Raw genomic sequence first — 17,701 nt, 5'->3', positions numbered from 1 at the left:
TCATACATTCGCACGACAGATGTTTGCGCTTTTAAATAATAGAATTTTCCCATCAAACATTTTGGGAATTACCACATGAATAGCTATAGAAAAACGTTACTGGCATTACCTTTGATTATTTTAGTTGGGTGTAACTCAAGCTCTAACTCGGGCTCAAGTTCTGGTAACGCGGCGACTAAAGCGCAAGTTAAACCTAAAGCGGATTACGTATTTTCATCGGCTAAACTCGGTAAATTGTATCAAGAGCGACAAGAGATCCAAGAGTCAATGAAACTGACTTATGATGGTGTGCAGTATGAAACAGTGCAGTTTGCTGAAGATATTAGTGACGAACAAAAAGTAATTAGGCTTGCGGATAGTTTAGGTCAAAGCGTTGATTTTTATTTTCCTGATGCGGGGTTTGATAAATGCGGTATTTACAGTGAAGGCAATTACTATGATTCGTTTGATTGTGATACGGCTCAACGTTCAATTGGCAATGATACGACGTTAATCCAAACGACAACGAGCGATAGAAAGCTTGCCGTTAAGCTTGAATACCACAATGAGTTGTCGCAATACATGACGAGCCTGGGTTCGACGATTTTGAGCAACACTAAAAGTGGGAACAAGGTAACGATAACCACATCGTTTGCCTTCAACACTTTTTATCGAGATGTGCTTAAAGAGACTGGCGCTGTTGATCGCATTAATTCGACTCTGGGTGCATCAACCTATTCTCAGCTTTTTGATATCGTAAAGTTATACCAAGGCAGTAAGATGACATTGAAGTTCACTAACCACATCGGTGGTAGTGCCGACGACGATATCAATATGTACACCGGGCGCATGATTAAGAACAACAATATGACGACAATCGTGACCCCAACGGGTTCGGTTTTCTCGGGTGGTACGGATCTATTTGCTGCTGGTCATCCACGTATCTTACAGCGCTCTAACACCAAGCAGGCCATTGAATTAAACAAACAAATCGGCGTGCACAGTTGGGGGACGGGCGATAAGACCGCAAAAGATTTCCCGTATACTGAGGAGAGCCACCGTAAGCAAGCGACGTATTTTAAGAAGGTGATGGGAGATACAGGGATTGATTTTTACATCTTCACTTTAGACTCTGCGCCATCTGATGGTGAACACTGGGTGACTAAGACCGATTCAGATAAATACGGCTTCATCACACGCATTGAGTAGCTTAAGCTCGGATTAAAATTAGAAACGACTTGAAAAGGTTGGTGATGACGTTGTTGTCACCAACCTTTTTTGTGCCTGATTTGCTGAAGTTTGTTGTGGTCGATTCGGATGTCCTTGCTTCACGTCAACTTCATTCTCAAAATGAGAATTCCCCACTCGATAATTATAACCTTATGTTAAGTATAGTTTTATTTTTCGGCACTATACTTGCTTCGTTCCTCTTTACACGTTTACAGCTACCCTTCAATCAACCCTGAAGCGACCGCAGCAAACAGAAGACACAATGTTGCTTTCCTCGATACAGAAAATGAATTCCTAGTACTTGGCTTTGAGGATATTTATCGCCCTACCGGAGACAACGACTTTAATGATTTGATCTTCACTGTTGAAGTGACGCCATTTGCGGCTGTTGATGGAGTCAATGAAGATGGCACGACAGATTCAAAATACGAAGTGCTTGTGCAAGAGAATAATGAGGATGTGACAGTGACATCGGTCTATCCAAGCTCGAGCAGCTACGCAACGATCGCATTTGAAGATAATTGGCCCTTGAAAGGAGATTATGATTTCAATGATGTGGTGTGGCGTTACCGAGTGACAGAGCAACTCAATGGACAACGAGAACTTAAAAACTTAACCATAGATTACACACTTCAGGCGATGGGGGCTGGCTACTCCAATGGCTATGCCTTGAAACTGCCGAACGTTCTGCCTGCTAACGTGGCATCAACAACATTGACTCGAAATGGTGTTGCCGTTGGCCATACCATTCTCAAAGAGGGGAGCAGCGAAACGATTCTGATGGTGTCTGAAGATCTGAGAGTGGAGCTAGAAAACCTAGGTGAACTCACCGAAAGCTGTGTCTTCTACCGAACACAAAGCGCATGCTCTGAACAGCAAAATGCCGATGCTCTCAACTATCAATTGTATGTCGAGTTTACGTCTCCAGTATCGCGTGATGATATCGGCTATCCACCTTATGACTCATTCATTTTTGCGGCTGAAGATATGTATCACGGTGATTTTGTTGGCACTCCTCCAGGTATGACATGGCAAACTCACCTCAAAGCGTTTTCTGGTACCAGTGACATGAATAATGCCTTATTCAATAGTCACGATGACCGTTCTTCGGGTTCTGAATCGTTTAAGACCAGCAACAATATGCCTTGGGTGATTAACATCCGTGACGAATGGGACCACCCTGTTGAGTACGTTGACATCAGTGAAGCTTATACGTCGTTCCCTACATGGGTAACCAATAGTGGTGAGACGGATGGCGAGTGGTACAAGGCATCGACCACCAATAAAGTTATTTCAGCGACGGACGAGTAGGAGAGCGCTATGAATTATACAATCAAACTATTCACCATCAGTTCTCTGCCTTTGTTAGTCGCAGCCTGTGGCGGCGGAGGGGGAAGCTCAAGTGCTGCGCCAGCTCAGACACCATCGGCCACGCCAATACCGGTTCAGACGCCCGCTTCTCCTGCTCAGCCAGCCGTTGCAGCGATAACCGACACTTCGGAGATTGTTGCACAAGCTGGGTTTTCGTTTGATGTCGGTGAGAAGATCAGTTTGTCGATGGATTACACGGGAACCACTCCGGGAGCGCTGCACTTGTATTCCGAGTCGGCATTTGTGATGAGTAACGGTGATATTATCGCTGACCCATTGTCTAGAATCACAACGGTATACCCAACTCAAATCAATGTTGTGGAGTTAGAAGTTAATGGGAACTGGGATCAAATCTACGCTCGTTGGGTGCCGATGAGCAGCAGTGAACAAGAGCAAAGTTGGGTGATCTCACTGGATCAATCGAGCAATAGCTACCACTTGGCTTTTTAGTTGAACTAACCACGCTTTATTACCTCAATATTGGAGATAAAAATGAGAGCACCGAACTGTTTATGGTGCTCTCGTTGTATCTGATTTTCATTTTTACTCTCCATCAATCACATCATCGACTTTCCCTCCTAATATACAAATAACGATGCCTATTCGTTGTGTCTCGCCCTGTTTCGGCACAGAAGGTAAGCGGTTGAAGTTTGTTCAGAATAAGCAAAAACATTTGACCAATAACTATCACACCTCAAATCTTTAATTGTTTTCGTTAGTGCTCTAAATGATATTTAATTTATTGTTTTATAATGATTTTTGTTGTTTTGAATGCTGTATTGTTACGAGTTTGTTTTAAATAATCATTTGAACCCTAATTAAATTTCTGTCATTTTATACTTAACTAAACGTTCAATATAAAATAAAAGGACTAAGAAATGCCGAAGGTTGGGATGCCTGACATACGTAAACCACAGCTTGTTCAAGCCACCATGACGGTGATTGATCGAGTGGGTTTACATGCCGCGAGTATTGCGTTAATCAGCAAAGAAGCGGGCGTGTCTACAGGTATCATTAATCACTATTTTGGTGGGAAGCACGGTCTGCTCGAAGAGACGATGCGTGAAATCCTTCGCCAATTATCCAACACCATCACGACTTCACTAAAAGCGCTTCCTGTTGATGCTCACCAACAGAGAATTAACGCGATCATCGACGGTAACTTCGAAGGTTACCAAGCCGAAAATAAAGTCGCGAAGGCATGGTTGGCATTTTGGTCCTATTCAATGCATGACCAACAACTGAAAAGACTGCAGCGTGTGAATGAAAAACGTTTGATTTCGCATTTACGTCTTGAGTTGAAAGGTATTTTGAATCATGAACAGGCGGATCTCGTTGCTCACGGGATTGCTTCTCTGATTGATGGGTTATGGCTGAGAGGCACGTTAAACCCTGAAGGTATCGATGCTCAAAAGGCTCGTGCCATCATCAATGATTATCTTGATAAACAACTGACGTTTTACTCGTGTAACACCGCATAGAACGCGGTCGTAGCATTGCAATCATAGTACCTGAACGGCAAACACTCACATATAGACCAGCAGAGTCTAATAACAATAATTAAGTCAGAATCTCAAATGGAAATGAACTCGTTATACATCGATGGCGCAGCGGTTAAAGCTACGTCTGGTGAAACCTTTGATAGTATCAACCCGGCAAACGGCGAACCTATCGCAACGCTAGGCCAAGCCTCTTCAGCGGACGTGGATAGCGCTATTGAATCAGCGAAACGTGGATTTGCGGTATGGTCAGCAATGACAGCCGTGGAACGCAGTCGTATTCTTTTGAAAGCGGTAGCAATACTTAGAGATCGAAATGATGACCTTGCAAACCTTGAGGTTGTTGATACGGGTAAGCCACTGCAAGAAGCGATTGAAGTGGATGTGGCATCTGGCGCCGATGTGATTGAATACTTCGCAGGCCTTGCGCCTACGCTGCAAGGCGATCAACAACCCCTTAGTGAATCTCAATTCTTCTACACTCGTCGTGAACCGCTTGGTATCTGTGCAGGCATTGGCGCGTGGAACTACCCGATTCAAATCGCGATGTGGAAATCAGCTCCGGCATTGGCTGCGGGTAACGCGATGATTTTCAAACCTTCCGAAGAAACGCCGCTAACAGCACTGAAACTTGCAGAAATCTTCACAGAAGCTGGCCTTCCTGATGGCGTGTTTAACGTGGTTCAGGGTGACTACCGAGTGGGTCAAATGCTAACGGCTCACCCTGACATCGCTAAAGTGTCGTTCACGGGTGAAACCGGTACGGGCAAAGCGGTAATGTCAGACAGTGCAAAAACACTCAAGTCTGTAACGATGGAGCTCGGTGGTAAATCACCAATGATCATCTTTGATGACGCGAAATTGGACGATGCGGTGTCGGCTTCCATGGTTGCTAACTTCTACACCCAAGGCGAAGTGTGCACCAATGGTACTCGTGTCTATGTACATGAAAACATCTACAACGCATTCATCGACCAACTTAAAACACGCACTGAGAAGCTGATCATTGGTGATCCAATGGACATGGATACTCAGATCGGCGCGTTGATTTCCAAAGAACACCTTTCAAAAGTGCTCGAAGCGATTGAGCTAGCAAAACAGTCAGGGGCAACTCTGCTGACTGGCGGCTATCGAGTGACAGACAACGGCTTAGCGAACGGCAACTTTGTTATCCCAACCGTATTTGTGGATTGCGAAGACAACATGCCTCACGTCCAACAAGAGATTTTTGGCCCTGTAATGTCCGTGTTGAAGTTTACGGACGAAGACGATGTGATTCGCCGCGCTAACGACACTAAATATGGCCTTGCAGCTGGCGTGTTCACGCAAAACCTTTCTCGTGCTCACCGCGTGATCCATCAAATGCAGGCGGGTATTTGTTGGGTTAATACGTGGGGTGACTCACCTGCAGAAATGCCTGTTGGTGGCTACAAGCTTTCGGGTGTTGGTCGTGAAAATGGCCCAGAAACTCTACTCCACTATACGCAAACTAAGAGCATTCTTATTGAGCTAGGCGACTACGCCAGCCCTTATGCCTAACGCGTAACACTTAATTCAACTGGCTAGCTTAAAAGAGTTAGCCTCACTGACTCATCTCAGGGAACTTAAAATATGGAACAACGCTACGATTATATTATCGTCGGCGCGGGTTCGGCCGGCTGTGTGTTAGCGGATAGGCTAACGGAAAGCGGTGAACATAGCGTTTTATTACTGGAAGCTGGTGGTACGGATAAGAGTATTTTTATCCAAATGCCAACGGCGCTTTCTTACCCGATGAATACCGAAAAGTACGCATGGCAGTTTGAGACTCAACAAGAGCCAGGCCTTGATGGACGCGAACTGCACTGCCCACGCGGCAAAGTGTTAGGTGGTAGCTCATCAATCAATGGCATGGTTTACGTGCGTGGTCACGCGTGTGATTTTGACCAGTGGGAAGAAGAGGGTGCTGCCGGTTGGAATTACCAAGCGTGTTTGCCTTATTTCCGCCGTGCTGAATCATGGAATAAAGGTGGCGATCAATACCGTGGCGACAATGGCCCAGTCGGCACTTGTAACGGTAACGATATGGAGCTCAACCCACTTTACCAAGCGTTCATTGATGCAGGTAAAGATGCCGGTTACCCAGAAACGCAAGATTACAACGGCTACCAGCAAGAAGGTTTCGGCACCATGCACATGACGGTAGACAAGGGTGTTAGAGCCTCAACTTCTAACGCTTATCTACGTCGAGCATTGAAGCGTTCAAACCTGACCTTGAAGAAGGGCATCGTGGCGCGCCGTTTCTTACTTGAAGCACAAGACTCAACTGGCCAATCAGGTCTGAAAGCTGTCGGTGTCGAGTTTGAAAAGTCAGGCAATACTCAAGTGGCTGTGGCGAACAAAGAAGTGATCTCTTCTGCGGGTTCTATCGGTTCTGTTCAACTGCTGCAGCTTTCTGGTATCGGCCCGAAAGCCGTGCTTGAAAAGGCAGGCGTTGAGCTTAAACACGAGCTGAACGGTGTCGGTGAAAACCTTCAAGATCACTTAGAAGTGTACTTCCAATATCACTGTAACGAACCCATCACGCTCAACAGCAAGCTTGGCTTGGTCAGCAAGGGCATGATTGGCGCGGAATGGATTCTGACTCGTAAAGGCCTTGGTGCCACTAACCACTTTGAATCGTGCGCGTTCATTCGTTCTCGCAAAGGATTGAAGTGGCCAAACATTCAATATCACTTCCTGCCAGCAGCGATGCGTTACGACGGCCAGGCAGCTTTTGATGGCCATGGTTTCCAAGTACACGTTGGCCCGAACAAGCCAGAAAGCCGCGGTACGGTTGCGATCACTTCTGCTGATCCGCATGCTAAGCCAGAGATCATTTTCAACTACATCTCGACCGAGCAAGACCGCCAAGACTGGCGTGATTGTATTCGTCTGACGCGTGAGATTTTGTCTCAACCGGCGATGGATATTTACCGAGGTAAAGAGATTCAGCCGGGTTTAAATATTACTTCTGATGAAGCGATTGATGAATGGGTTAAGCAGAACGTTGAAAGTGCTTATCACCCTTCTTGTGGCTGCAAAATGGGTTCAGATAACGACCCAATGGCGGTGCTTGATGAAGAGTGTCGCGTTCGCGGTATCGACAGCTTACGTGTTGTTGACTCATCGGTTTTCCCAACTATTCCAAACGGCAACTTGAATGCCCCGACCATCATGGTTGCTGAGCGAGCTTCGGACTTGATTCTTGGTAAGCCAATGCTTAAAGAACAAGACGCTCCAGTGTGGATTGCACCTGAGTGGGAAGAGAAACAAAGAATAAACAAACCAGTAAGAGAAGCGTAAGTCTCTGTTATTAGTTAAAAAATAGAAAATATTTCAAAAATAGAAAAAGCAAAAAGTAACAACAAAATTAGTCAAAAGTCAGAAGAACTGCTCTCTATCGGTGTTGATATCGAGCAGAAAAAGGAAAGATAAAAAGGAACCATTATGACGACTCTAAATATTCAGAACATGACCACGAAAACGTTAACAGCACTAGCCATCAGTTCATTTGCATTTGGTGCTAACGCTTCTATTGAACCACAGCAATGTGAAAACGTTCGCTTCGCTGATGTAGGCTGGACTGACATTACCGCAACAACCGCCGTTACTTCTGAACTATTAAAAGGCCTTGGTTACAAAACCAAAACCGACCTACTTTCAGTACCGGTGACTTACTCTTCAATGGCGAACGGCGATATTGATGTATTCCTAGGTAACTGGATGCCAACCATGGAAGGCGATATTGCTAAGTACCGTGAAGCGGGCACGGTTGAAACCGTTCGTGCCAACCTTGAAGGCGCAAAATACACACTAGCTGTACCAAAATATGTGTACGACTCTGGCGTAAAAAGCTTCGCAGACCTAGCAAAACATGCCGACAAATTTAAAGACCGCATCTACGGCATCGAACCGGGCAACGATGGTAACCGCTTAATCCAATCAATGATTGATTCTGACGCGTTTGGCTTGAAAGATTTCAGCCTAGTGGAATCAAGTGAAGCGGGCATGGTATCGCAAGTATCTCGCGCTGCTCGTCGTAGCCAGTGGATCGTTTACCTTGGTTGGGCTCCGCACCCAATGAACAGCAATGTTGAAATGGAATACCTTTCAGGTGGTGACGACTTCTTCGGCCCTAACTACGGCGGCGCGAATGTTTACACCAACGTTCGTTCAAACTACCTGTCTGAGTGTGCAAACGTCGGTCAACTTCTACAAAACCTAGAATTCACTCTAGAGATGGAAAACCAGTTGATGGAAGAGATTCTTAACCAAAAAGTGAAGCCAGAAAGAGCGGCTCAACAATGGTTGAACAAGAATCCTCAACAAGTTGAAGCTTGGTTAGACAACGTAAAAACGCATAAAGGTGAATCAGCGACTCAAGCCGTTACTGAATACCTAAAGCAAGTTAAAGCTTAGTTCTACCTATCTCAACAGCTACATAAATAATAAAGGTGGGCTTGCCAATTTATCGATTGGTTTGAAGTAGCCCACCCATAATAAAAGGCAATATTGTGAATTTTATTACGGAAAACAAAATCCCTGTCGGACAATGGATGGAAGCGGGTGTTGATTGGCTAACAATCAATGCAGCAGGATTCTTTGACGCTATTTCGATTTTTCTAGAAACCGTCATTATGTTTTTAGTCGATGTATTTAAGTGGATGCCGCCTGCACTGCCAATCGTGATGACTGCTGCGATTGCATGGTACTTACACCGTAAACCTTCGCTAGTGATCTTTGTGGTCGCAGCACTGCTGACTATTCTTAACCTCGGCTACTGGCAAGAAATGCTGGAAACCTTTGTTCTCGTCTTTGCGGCGACAACGATTTCCGTATTAATTGGCGTACCGGTTGGCATCATGGCTGCTCACCGTCCTTGGTTATATACAGTTTTGCGCCCAATCCTTGATTTGATGCAGACGGTTCCAACGTTTGTGTATCTGATTCCGACTTTGGTTTTATTCGGCTTGGGCATCGTTCCTGGCTTAATCTCGACTATCATCTTCGCCATTGCCGCGCCGATTCGTTTGACCTACTTAGGGGTAACTAAAGTCCCTGAAGAGTTGATTGAAGCGGGTAAAGCCTTTGGTGCGAGCCGCATGAAATTGCTGATGAAGGTCGAATTACCGGCGGCTTTACCAAGCATTATGGCGGGTGTAACTCAATGTATTATGTTGTCGCTTTCGATGGTGGTTATCGCCGCTCTTGTTGGTGCTGACGGACTTGGTAAACCTGTTGTTCGTGCATTGAACACAGTGAACATCTCACAAGGTTTTGAAGCTGGATTAGCGATTGTATTAGTCGCAATCATCCTTGACCGCTTGTGCAAAACACCAAACCAGAAGGAAGCTTAATCATGTCTAACTCTCACGAAAAAAAGACAATGGACGCGATTACCATTAAGAACCTCGATGTTGTGTTTGGTAATAAATCGAAACAAGCGCTTGAGCTACTCGACCAAGGTAAAACTCGCCAAGAGATCATTGATGAAACTGGTCAAGTTGTCGGCGTAGACAATGTGTCGCTGACGGTGGAAGAAGGCGAGATCTGTGTGTTGATGGGTTTGTCTGGTTCTGGTAAATCATCTTTGCTGCGTGCAGTTAACGGCTTGAATGAGATCAGCCGTGGCTCACTGACAATCAAAGACGGTGACCAACAAGTCGATTTAGCGCAATGTGATGAAGCTACTCTGCGTCATCTTCGTACTCACCGCGTATCAATGGTTTTCCAAAAGTTTGCTTTGATGCCATGGCTTAATGTATTAGACAACGTGGCGTTTGGTCTTGAAATGCAGGGTGTAGCGAAAGATGTTCGTCGTGCAAAAGCGCGTGAACAATTAGAAATGGTCGGCCTAGCGGAATGGGAAACCAAATTCCCTCATGAGCTTTCTGGCGGCATGCAGCAACGTGTTGGTTTGGCGCGTGCGTTTGCAATGGACACCGACATTCTATTGATGGATGAACCGTTTTCGGCGCTTGATCCACTGATTCGTGCTCAGCTGCAAGATGAATTGATCACGCTGCAAAACAAACTCAACAAAACGATTCTGTTCGTGAGTCACGACCTAGATGAAGCACTGAAGATTGGCAATAACATTGCGATCATGGAGTCAGGCAAACTGATTCAACACGGTAAGCCTGAAGAGATCGTACTGACGCCAAAAACCGAATACGTAAAAGACTTCGTTGCTCACACCAATCCATTGAATGTGCTTAAAGGTCGTTCTTTAATGCAGCCTCTTGATTCACTGACGCAAGAAAATGAAAGCTGGAAGATCTGCGATTCTAAAGATCTCTGGATTGAACAGAGTGAAGGTGCTTTATCGGTGAAAGGTGAATCTACCTTGGCGCTTGTCGAGTGGAGCGAGTCTGACGACTTAACCGCGATTAACGCGTCTAGTGTGGTAGTGACAAGCCCGGAGATTGGTATGCGTGATGCGATTAAGCTTAAGCAGATCAGTAACCACCCAATTCTGTTGGTTGAAAACAATCAATTGGTAGGGATTTTGGATAACAGCGAGTTTTACAACGCGCTAACGGGTAACTTTCAGATGAATACTGCCGCGTAAAATTTCGTTTTCCAGCTTGGAGATTAGGGCTGATTTTTTATTGGGTGGAGAGGGTTAAGTCTCTCTACCTCTATGATTATTAAAATATATTATTCTTTGAACTTGTATTCTCGGGTTCATTATTTTTGCCTTCATTGAAGCTTTCATTCCTCCTTCATTAAGTAAAAGTGCCGTACCACGCAAGTTTAGTGGTATAGAAAAGATTGAGAATAGTATGAACATCAGTACAATGCGGAAAAATCAATGAAGTAATTTATCAATTTACAGTGTAATTCGAGCGCGCGTGACGTAATCACTCGAGACATTTCATCGCTTCGACACTGTAAAACCATTCACAGTATATTAGTACAAAGGTCTGCATCTTGGACAAACATGACGAAATCCTGGTCGCTATTCGCCAAATTATTCGCGCTATCGATTTACACTCGAAGAAGCTGAGTAAAGAGTATGGTTTGACTGGCCCTCAATTAATCTTAATGAGAGCAATCCAAGAAATGGGTAATGTGACGATCAAAGAATTGTCTAATCAGACCAATGTAAGCCAAGCAACGACGACGACGATCATCGACCGTCTAGAGTTAAATGGCTATGTACAACGAGTACGCAGTTCATCGGACCGCCGCAAAGTGCACGCGAACCTGACTGAAAAAGGTCAAGAGTTGCTAAACAATGCGCCACCGCCGCTGCAAGATAACTTCGTGAAAAAATTCCAAAACCTAGAGACGTGGGAGCAAAGCTTACTGCTTTCTTCGATGCAGCGTGTATCAGCAATGATGAACGCAGAAGACATCGACGCTGCTCCAGTGCTTCAGCTTGAAGGTATTGCAAACGTAGCCAAAAGCTAACGTTAGTTTTAAATTATCTATTTAAAACAAAAACTTAAAGAGTTATTAAATGGTCGCATTAAGCGGCCATTTTTGATCTAACTATGTAAAATTTCTCGTTATACCGCCTATTCGCTACGCCCTTCTATTTTAAATCTCCCTGGGTTTTAACCCTACGTTGTAATCACCCTATTTATTTGTATTCAAAAATGCATTGACGATTCTCTGACAATAAAGATGTAGACCGACCGGTCTGATTTGTATTATTGTGTGCTCATCTTAACCACGAGGTGATGTATGAAATACGAATTGACGCCAACACAAATGACCATGACGTTGAACAACATGCAGGGAGCTTTTGCACAGAACCCGATGCCAGCGGTATCGGTGAGAATTGAGCAGTTGCTTGCACTTAAATCTGCGCTTATCGACTACACAGATCGTTTGTGTTCAGCCGTGAGTGAGGACTATGGTCACCGCAGTCGACAAGACACTTTGATGGCCGACATATTACCTTGTATCGGAAATATTGATCACAGCATTGAGTGTTTACCTCATTGGTCGACATCTTTGATTCGTCATTCCGGCCCTTTGCTTTCAACCTCTCGTGTTGAAGTGGTTTATCAACCCAAAGGCGTTGTCGGGATCATTGCTCCGTGGAACTTCCCGATCATGTTATCCGTCGGCCCGCTTATTTCGGCGTTGGCAGCGGGCAATCGCGCCATGATCAAGATGAGTGAATTTACCTCTGCGACGAACCAAGTATTAAGAGCGCTATTGGCGGAAGTTTTCCATGCCGATGAAGTGTGCTTGGTTGAAGGTGAGGTAGAAATCGCAGCCGCATTTTCGGCATTGCCGTTTGATCATCTTCTGTTTACGGGGTCAACCCAAGTGGGTCGCCAAGTGGGTCGCCAAGTGATGAAGTCAGCCGCTGATACGCTTACCCCCGTCACTCTAGAACTTGGTGGAAAGTCTCCGGTTATCGTAGCGGAAGACATGCCGATAGATATCGCGGTTGAGCGAATTATTTATGGTAAGAGCCTAAACAACGGGCAGGTGTGTGTTGCTCCTGATTACGTGCTTTTACCTGAAGGGAAAGTTGAATCTTTCATTCTAGAGTATAAAAAACAATACCAATTACTGTTCGATGAAGGGGTCTATTCCGAGAATTTGACGTCCCTAATCAATCCTCGTCAATGCGACCGGATAGTGGGTTTGTTGAATGAAGAACAACAAGCTGGAACTCGAACTGTGGCCTGCCATGACGACGCGATGGACTTAGATAACCACCGCTTGGTGACGCACCTGATTGTTGAACCAAGCCTGTCATCCAAGGTGATGAACGAAGAGATTTTCGGCCCACTATTACCCTTGATTACGTATCGCAATATCGAAGAGGCGCTCCAAGTCATCAATAGCAAACCAAGGCCGTTAGCACTCTACCTGATGAGCTTTGATTTGAGTTTACAGGCTCAGGTTAAGCACCAAGTTCATTCCGGCGGAATGTGTATCAATGACTGTGTTTTCCATCTAGCGGTTGATGACGCGCCGTTTGGTGGCATTGGTGAATCAGGGCAGGGCAATTATCACGGTAAAGAAGGTTTCCTTACCTTCTCCCATGCCAAAACAGTCTTGGAAACAGGCTTAGACCATCGAGTTAAGTATCTGTTTTCAAAAGAAGACAACGAATTAAAGACCGCAGTGATGAGCATGCTTGGTAAGTAAATCATTTCTGTTATTACTCAGTTTATCTACACGAAGTTATTTATAAGAAATTATTTTTACGACGTTATTTTAAGAGGTTATTTTTATGTTAGAACGATTTTTTGAACGAACGATGAAAGCGTATTTGATGGTTACAGGATTCTTAACCGCAACCGCTTTCTCTACTTTCCTTGCGCCTGATTGGAGTATGCAAACGCTGTTCTCGTACAACGATACGATGATGGTGAACAAAGAGTATCTTATGGGCACCTATCAACACTGGGGAGTCATGGTTGGCTGTATTGGTGTGTTGTTGATGTTCTCGGCGAAGTACAAATCGCTGCGTACTTCGACCATGATTTACAGTGCATTTGAGAAGTCGATGTTTGTGGGCATATTTTTATACAACGTATGTATCAACGATTATGAGTGGTTTTACGGTTGGAGCGGTGTGTTTGCGCTCGATGGATTTGTGACCGTCTACTCTTTAGTTTACCTGTATTACTACCTCACTAGAGACAAAAGCAAGGTGCCAGCTCATCTTCGTTAATAGTTAATAGTTAATAGTTAATAGTTAATAGTTAATAAGTTGCTCATGGTGAGTCAATGACACTTATTTAATGATCACTCACTAACTTATTACTACAGCCCGCATTTGCGGGCTTTTTTCGTTTTGGGGCAATGATCCATAAAGATCTTAATTGACATATCTTTGACATTAACACTCTAGACCGACCGGTTTGTATTGGTTATTGTTTAGTCATCAACTAGAAATGAGGTAAATACCATGACAACCAATAATTTTAACTTTCAACTTAAAACCATTGTTCATGCTCAAGAGAATGGCATTGAAAATATCCCTTCTCTTTTTGGTCGCTTAGGTGCGCAAAGAGTCGTGCTCTTTTCTGATAAAGGCTTGGAGTCTCTTGGTTTTGTTGAGCAGTTCTCGGCGTTGTTTGTAAACGAAAAGGTGAACCAGCCAGGTAATGAACAAGCAGTTCAACTTGTTGGTGTGTACACCGATATCGCGCCAGACGCGACTTGCGACAACATCAACGCTGCAATTGAATTTGCAAACAGCGTCAATGCTGATGCGATCTTGTCTGTTGGTGGTGGCAGTGTGATTGATGCTTCTAAAGGTGTGAAATACGCATTTCATAAACAGATAGATGATATCCGTACGGTGATTGCGGGCGGCGGTCATATGGATGTGTGGCCAAACAATGAAGATATTCGAGTGCCACACATTGCGGTTCCGACAACGGCTGGCACGGGCGCAGAAGCCTCTCCGATTGCTGTTTTTTACAATGAACATGAAAACATTAAGGCAAGTCTAGTCGCGTCTGGATTGGAAGCTGATATCGCGATCCTTGATCCAACGGTGACCACTAAGCTGCCTGATCATCTGACTCGTTCTACCGCCATGGATGCACTAACACACGCTGTTGAAGCGATTGTCTCGCCAATGAGTAATGCATTCACCGACGCTTACGGTATTCAGGCTGCAAAATTGATTGTTGAAAACTTACCCTTGGCATTGAAAGAGCCAGAAAACCTAACGGCACGCGGCAACCTTCTTCAAGCAAGCACCATGGCGATTTCTGCTTTCTATTCGTCTTTGGGCGGTATTCCGATTCACAACTGTGCTCATGCCTTTGGTGCGATTAGCCACATTCCACATGGCGATGCCAACACGGTATTAATGCCGGTTGTGATTGAAGCACTGCCAGAGTTCTACATGCCGAATGCGGCTAAGTTAGCTCAAGCATTCTCTGTCGACACTACGGGAACCGATGAGATGGTTTACCAGAGAGTGTTGGATTTCTTAAATAACTTCCAAACCAGTGTGGGTGCGATGAAGCGTTTCAGCAGCTGGGACTTTGATGAGCAAGAGAAGAGCAACATTGCAGAAGCGATTGAAAAAGACATCTGTTTTCAGTTCTACCCAATCTCGAAACAGACGATTGAAACCATCATAGAGAAAGCGATTTAAGTCTCTGCCTTAATCGACTGAATGTTATGACCATTTAATTCAGTCGATGATTCACTCAACAATCATTACTCGAGAGCCAATTATGAAAATTGAAAACGTATTGCTATCAAGCTTATGCATCATCGCGCCATTCCTACTTTTCACCTAATTCATTCAACAGGGACGTCGTGAACTTTATTCCCGAGGAGGAAATAAATGCTCAATAAACGTTTAACTACCGTGATTTTGGCGGGTGTTTTGGTTGTTCTGTTTTTTGCCAAGGCAAGCTTTGGAAGCGAGAGCTTTGAGAATGAAGCCATAAATGATCAAGTACAGCAGCATCAAGATGTCGTGCAACTGCTGGATGAAGCTTACCAAGGGCAATTGGATGCCCAGCTCTCTGTCGCTTACTTATATCTGAGCGGAGATGGCGTAGAACAGAATGATGAAAAAGCCGCGGAGTGGTTCGGCACCGCAGCCAATAACGGTAGCCCTGAAGCTCAAACACAGCTTGGGTTGATGTATATCTCTGGAAGTGGCGTTCAAGCCAGCCAAGCGGAGGCTGTCACCTGGATTGGCATGGCAGCAGCTCAAGAGTATGACCCCGCGCTCGACTTATTACATTGGATGTCGCAAGCCGCGCACTAATTCAAATCCTAACTCAGGTTAATCACAGAAATTGGAGAACGTCTTATGCAGACATTCAAGAAATCTTTAGTCTTCACTGCAATGGCCGCGGCAAGCAGTGCTGCTCTGGCCGCAGAATCAGAAAAACCGAATATTGTTGTCATTGTTGGCGATGATGTGGGCTTTGCCGATACTCAGCCTTATGGCTCAGAAGCCAATACACCAAACCTAATGGCGCTGGCTGAAGAGGGGGTTAAGTTTACTAACTTTCACGCGTCACCAACCTCATCGGTAACGCGCTCTATGATGTTAACCGGAGCAAATAGCCACGAGGTTGGGCTAGGCACCTTCGACTATGCTGTCTATCCGGGTGCGATTGGCAAGCCGGGTTATGAAGGTTACCTCACCAAGAAAGGGGTTACGGTCGCAACGCTGCTTAAAGAGAGTGGTTATAACACTTACCTCTCTGGGAAATGGCACTTGGGGCACGACGATGGTTTCTTACCTGACGATCGAGGTTTTGAAGAGAGTTACGGTATCTTAGCGGGCGGCTCGAATCACTTTAATCGAGATATGATGTTCCCGGCCAAAAATGCCGCGACAGCGGATGCGCTGCAAAAAGGGGATATTCCCGGCGTCGAAGTTGAGCCAACTTACCGTAACGGTGAAGTGGTTGAGGACAAGTACAAAGGCGAGTACTCAGACCAAGTTTACACCAACGAGATCATCAAGATGATCGACAGCAAAAAAGACGACGGTAAGCCTTTCTTCGCTTACGTCCCATTCACCGGTATTCACCTGCCATTGCAAGCGCCTGAGTCTGCCTATCAAGATAAAGTTGATTACTACGTCGAGCATGGTTGGGACTCGGTTCGAGAAGATCGTTTCCAACGCATGAAAGAGATGGGCGTGATTCCAAAAGACGCAGATATTTCAGATCGTAACGCATTAAGCCGCCCTTGGGACTCGCTTTCTGAGAAAGAACAAAAGTGGTACGGCAAGAAAATGGCTGTCGCGATGGGCATGATGGAAATGCAGGACCAACAAGTCGGTCAGATAGTCGATTACCTGAAAGAAATCGGGGAATACGATAATACTTACATCATGTACCTAGCGGATAATGGCCCAGAAGCGGCGGATATTACCGGTGAAAATATCAGTGATTTGATCCGAACGTGGACTGCTCATCATTTCGATAATTCGACTGAAAACTTAGGTAAGGCGAACTCCAGTGTGTCACTTGGTCCTGAGTGGGCAAGCGCTTCAACCGGTGGCCTATCTTGGTACAAAGCTTACACAGCAGAGGGCGGTATCCGTGTGCCATTTATCGTTAAGCCAGCCAAAGCGCTTTTAGCCGCTGAAGATGCGTTGCAACCGGGAACTCAGACAGACGACTTATCCCAAGTGAAGGACATTGCAGCCACGATTCTTGAGATTGCAGAGGTCGATCATCCAGGAACGGAATATCAAGGTCGAGAAGTGGCGCCGATGAGTGGTGTGAGCTTGTTGCCTTACTTCAAAGGGGAAACGGCAGATGTGCACAGTGCCAACAATGCGATTCCATTTGAATTGTTTGGTAGCGGGATTCTGCTTAAAGGTGATTACAAGATCATCCGAATTTCTACGGGAATGGGCGGTGACAGTGAGTGGCACTTATACAACACCAAGAAAGATCCAGCTGAGCAACATGACTTGAGAAGTGAAATGCCAGATCTGTTCCTTGAAATGGTCGCTGAATATCAAGAATACGAAAAAGCGCAAAATATCGTCCCAGTTGACGAAGCGTGGAACCCGTTTGAAAACGTGAAATAGAGGAAAAAAACTACTCGGCCAACCTAATGCCATCAAGCTTGGTTGGCCGATGAACACCGTGTAAAGGAATTACGAATTGTTTTGGCTAATA

14 protein-coding genes and 1 pseudogene are annotated in these 17,701 nt (G+C 45.1%); all 15 read left to right on the top strand.

Features of this window, described 5'->3' with window-relative positions:
• Nucleotides 1-75 precede the first annotated feature (75 nt).
• The 15 genes and pseudogenes from AC3CID_RS23150 to AC3CID_RS23080 all read left to right on the top strand — a co-directional run bounded on the left by AC3CID_RS23150 (nt 76) and on the right by AC3CID_RS23080 (nt 17,610).
• Complete coding sequence (locus tag AC3CID_RS23150; RefSeq protein ID WP_488527573.1) at nt 76-1,188, top strand: alpha/beta hydrolase; 1,113 nt, start codon at nt 76-78, stop codon at nt 1,186-1,188.
• Nucleotides 1,189-1,419: 231 nt separating this feature from the next.
• A pseudogene (locus AC3CID_RS23145) lies at nt 1,420-2,520 on the top strand (LruC domain-containing protein); the annotation flags it as partial.
• Between the two features lie 9 nt (nt 2,521-2,529).
• Complete coding sequence (locus tag AC3CID_RS23140) at nt 2,530-3,030, top strand: hypothetical protein (protein WP_488527572.1); 501 nt, start codon at nt 2,530-2,532, stop codon at nt 3,028-3,030.
• Between the two features lie 428 nt (nt 3,031-3,458).
• A complete protein-coding gene (betI, locus tag AC3CID_RS23135) occupies nt 3,459-4,061 on the top strand; it encodes a transcriptional regulator BetI (protein ID WP_017075682.1) in 603 nt (200 codons plus the stop codon).
• Between the two features lie 96 nt (nt 4,062-4,157).
• Complete coding sequence (betB, locus tag AC3CID_RS23130; protein WP_488527571.1) at nt 4,158-5,618, top strand: betaine-aldehyde dehydrogenase; 1,461 nt, start codon at nt 4,158-4,160, stop codon at nt 5,616-5,618.
• A 72-nt stretch (nt 5,619-5,690) separates the two neighbouring features.
• A complete protein-coding gene (gene betA / locus AC3CID_RS23125) occupies nt 5,691-7,403 on the top strand; it encodes a choline dehydrogenase (protein ID WP_473578985.1) in 1,713 nt (570 codons plus the stop codon).
• Nucleotides 7,404-7,547: 144 nt separating this feature from the next.
• On the top strand, nt 7,548-8,519 hold the full coding sequence (locus AC3CID_RS23120) for a choline ABC transporter substrate-binding protein (RefSeq protein ID WP_488527570.1): 972 nt from the start codon (nt 7,548-7,550) through the stop codon (nt 8,517-8,519).
• Nucleotides 8,520-8,614: 95 nt separating this feature from the next.
• Nucleotides 8,615-9,457 (top strand): choline ABC transporter permease subunit, encoded by an 843-nt coding sequence (gene choW / locus AC3CID_RS23115; RefSeq protein WP_009845976.1) that lies wholly within the window; start codon nt 8,615-8,617, stop codon nt 9,455-9,457.
• A 2-nt stretch (nt 9,458-9,459) separates the two neighbouring features.
• The gene (gene choV, locus AC3CID_RS23110; protein ID WP_473578988.1) at nt 9,460-10,671 is read left to right on the top strand and encodes a choline ABC transporter ATP-binding protein; all 1,212 of its coding nucleotides are present in this window, start codon (nt 9,460-9,462) and stop codon (nt 10,669-10,671) included.
• A 362-nt stretch (nt 10,672-11,033) separates the two neighbouring features.
• On the top strand, nt 11,034-11,516 hold the full coding sequence (locus tag AC3CID_RS23105) for a MarR family winged helix-turn-helix transcriptional regulator (protein WP_004732429.1): 483 nt from the start codon (nt 11,034-11,036) through the stop codon (nt 11,514-11,516).
• Nucleotides 11,517-11,792: 276 nt separating this feature from the next.
• A complete protein-coding gene (locus tag AC3CID_RS23100; protein WP_488527569.1) occupies nt 11,793-13,220 on the top strand; it encodes a coniferyl aldehyde dehydrogenase in 1,428 nt (475 codons plus the stop codon).
• 85 nt (nt 13,221-13,305) lie between these two features.
• Nucleotides 13,306-13,749, top strand: a complete 444-nt coding sequence (locus AC3CID_RS23095; RefSeq protein ID WP_004732424.1) for a hypothetical protein — start codon at nt 13,306-13,308, stop codon at nt 13,747-13,749.
• Between the two features lie 237 nt (nt 13,750-13,986).
• Nucleotides 13,987-15,192 (top strand): iron-containing alcohol dehydrogenase, encoded by a 1,206-nt coding sequence (locus AC3CID_RS23090; RefSeq protein ID WP_016798644.1) that lies wholly within the window; start codon nt 13,987-13,989, stop codon nt 15,190-15,192.
• A 195-nt stretch (nt 15,193-15,387) separates the two neighbouring features.
• On the top strand, nt 15,388-15,819 hold the full coding sequence (locus AC3CID_RS23085; protein WP_488527568.1) for a tetratricopeptide repeat protein: 432 nt from the start codon (nt 15,388-15,390) through the stop codon (nt 15,817-15,819).
• Nucleotides 15,820-15,864: 45 nt separating this feature from the next.
• Nucleotides 15,865-17,610 (top strand): arylsulfatase, encoded by a 1,746-nt coding sequence (locus AC3CID_RS23080; protein ID WP_488527567.1) that lies wholly within the window; start codon nt 15,865-15,867, stop codon nt 17,608-17,610.
• Nucleotides 17,611-17,701 lie beyond the last annotated feature (91 nt).

The sequence above is a fragment of the Vibrio sp. QJM3NY_21 genome, from assembly GCF_057785975.1.
This window is presented reverse-complemented; position numbering and strand designations above follow the sequence as displayed.

What these genes read in the sequence shown, in the direction of transcription:
- AC3CID_RS23150 (WP_488527573.1), top strand. Translation starts at nt 76, where the DNA reads ATGAATAGCTATAGAAAAACGTTACTGGCATTACCTTTGATTATTTTA.
- AC3CID_RS23140 (WP_488527572.1), top strand. Translation starts at nt 2,530, where the DNA reads ATGAATTATACAATCAAACTATTCACCATCAGTTCTCTGCCTTTGTTA.
- betI (WP_017075682.1), top strand. Translation starts at nt 3,459, where the DNA reads ATGCCGAAGGTTGGGATGCCTGACATACGTAAACCACAGCTTGTTCAA.
- betB (WP_488527571.1), top strand. Translation starts at nt 4,158, where the DNA reads ATGGAAATGAACTCGTTATACATCGATGGCGCAGCGGTTAAAGCTACG.
- betA (WP_473578985.1), top strand. Translation starts at nt 5,691, where the DNA reads ATGGAACAACGCTACGATTATATTATCGTCGGCGCGGGTTCGGCCGGC.
- AC3CID_RS23120 (WP_488527570.1), top strand. Translation starts at nt 7,548, where the DNA reads ATGACGACTCTAAATATTCAGAACATGACCACGAAAACGTTAACAGCA.
- choV (WP_473578988.1), top strand. Translation starts at nt 9,460, where the DNA reads ATGTCTAACTCTCACGAAAAAAAGACAATGGACGCGATTACCATTAAG.
- AC3CID_RS23100 (WP_488527569.1), top strand. Translation starts at nt 11,793, where the DNA reads ATGAAATACGAATTGACGCCAACACAAATGACCATGACGTTGAACAAC.
- AC3CID_RS23095 (WP_004732424.1), top strand. Translation starts at nt 13,306, where the DNA reads ATGTTAGAACGATTTTTTGAACGAACGATGAAAGCGTATTTGATGGTT.
- AC3CID_RS23090 (WP_016798644.1), top strand. Translation starts at nt 13,987, where the DNA reads ATGACAACCAATAATTTTAACTTTCAACTTAAAACCATTGTTCATGCT.
- AC3CID_RS23085 (WP_488527568.1), top strand. Translation starts at nt 15,388, where the DNA reads ATGCTCAATAAACGTTTAACTACCGTGATTTTGGCGGGTGTTTTGGTT.
- AC3CID_RS23080 (WP_488527567.1), top strand. Translation starts at nt 15,865, where the DNA reads ATGCAGACATTCAAGAAATCTTTAGTCTTCACTGCAATGGCCGCGGCA.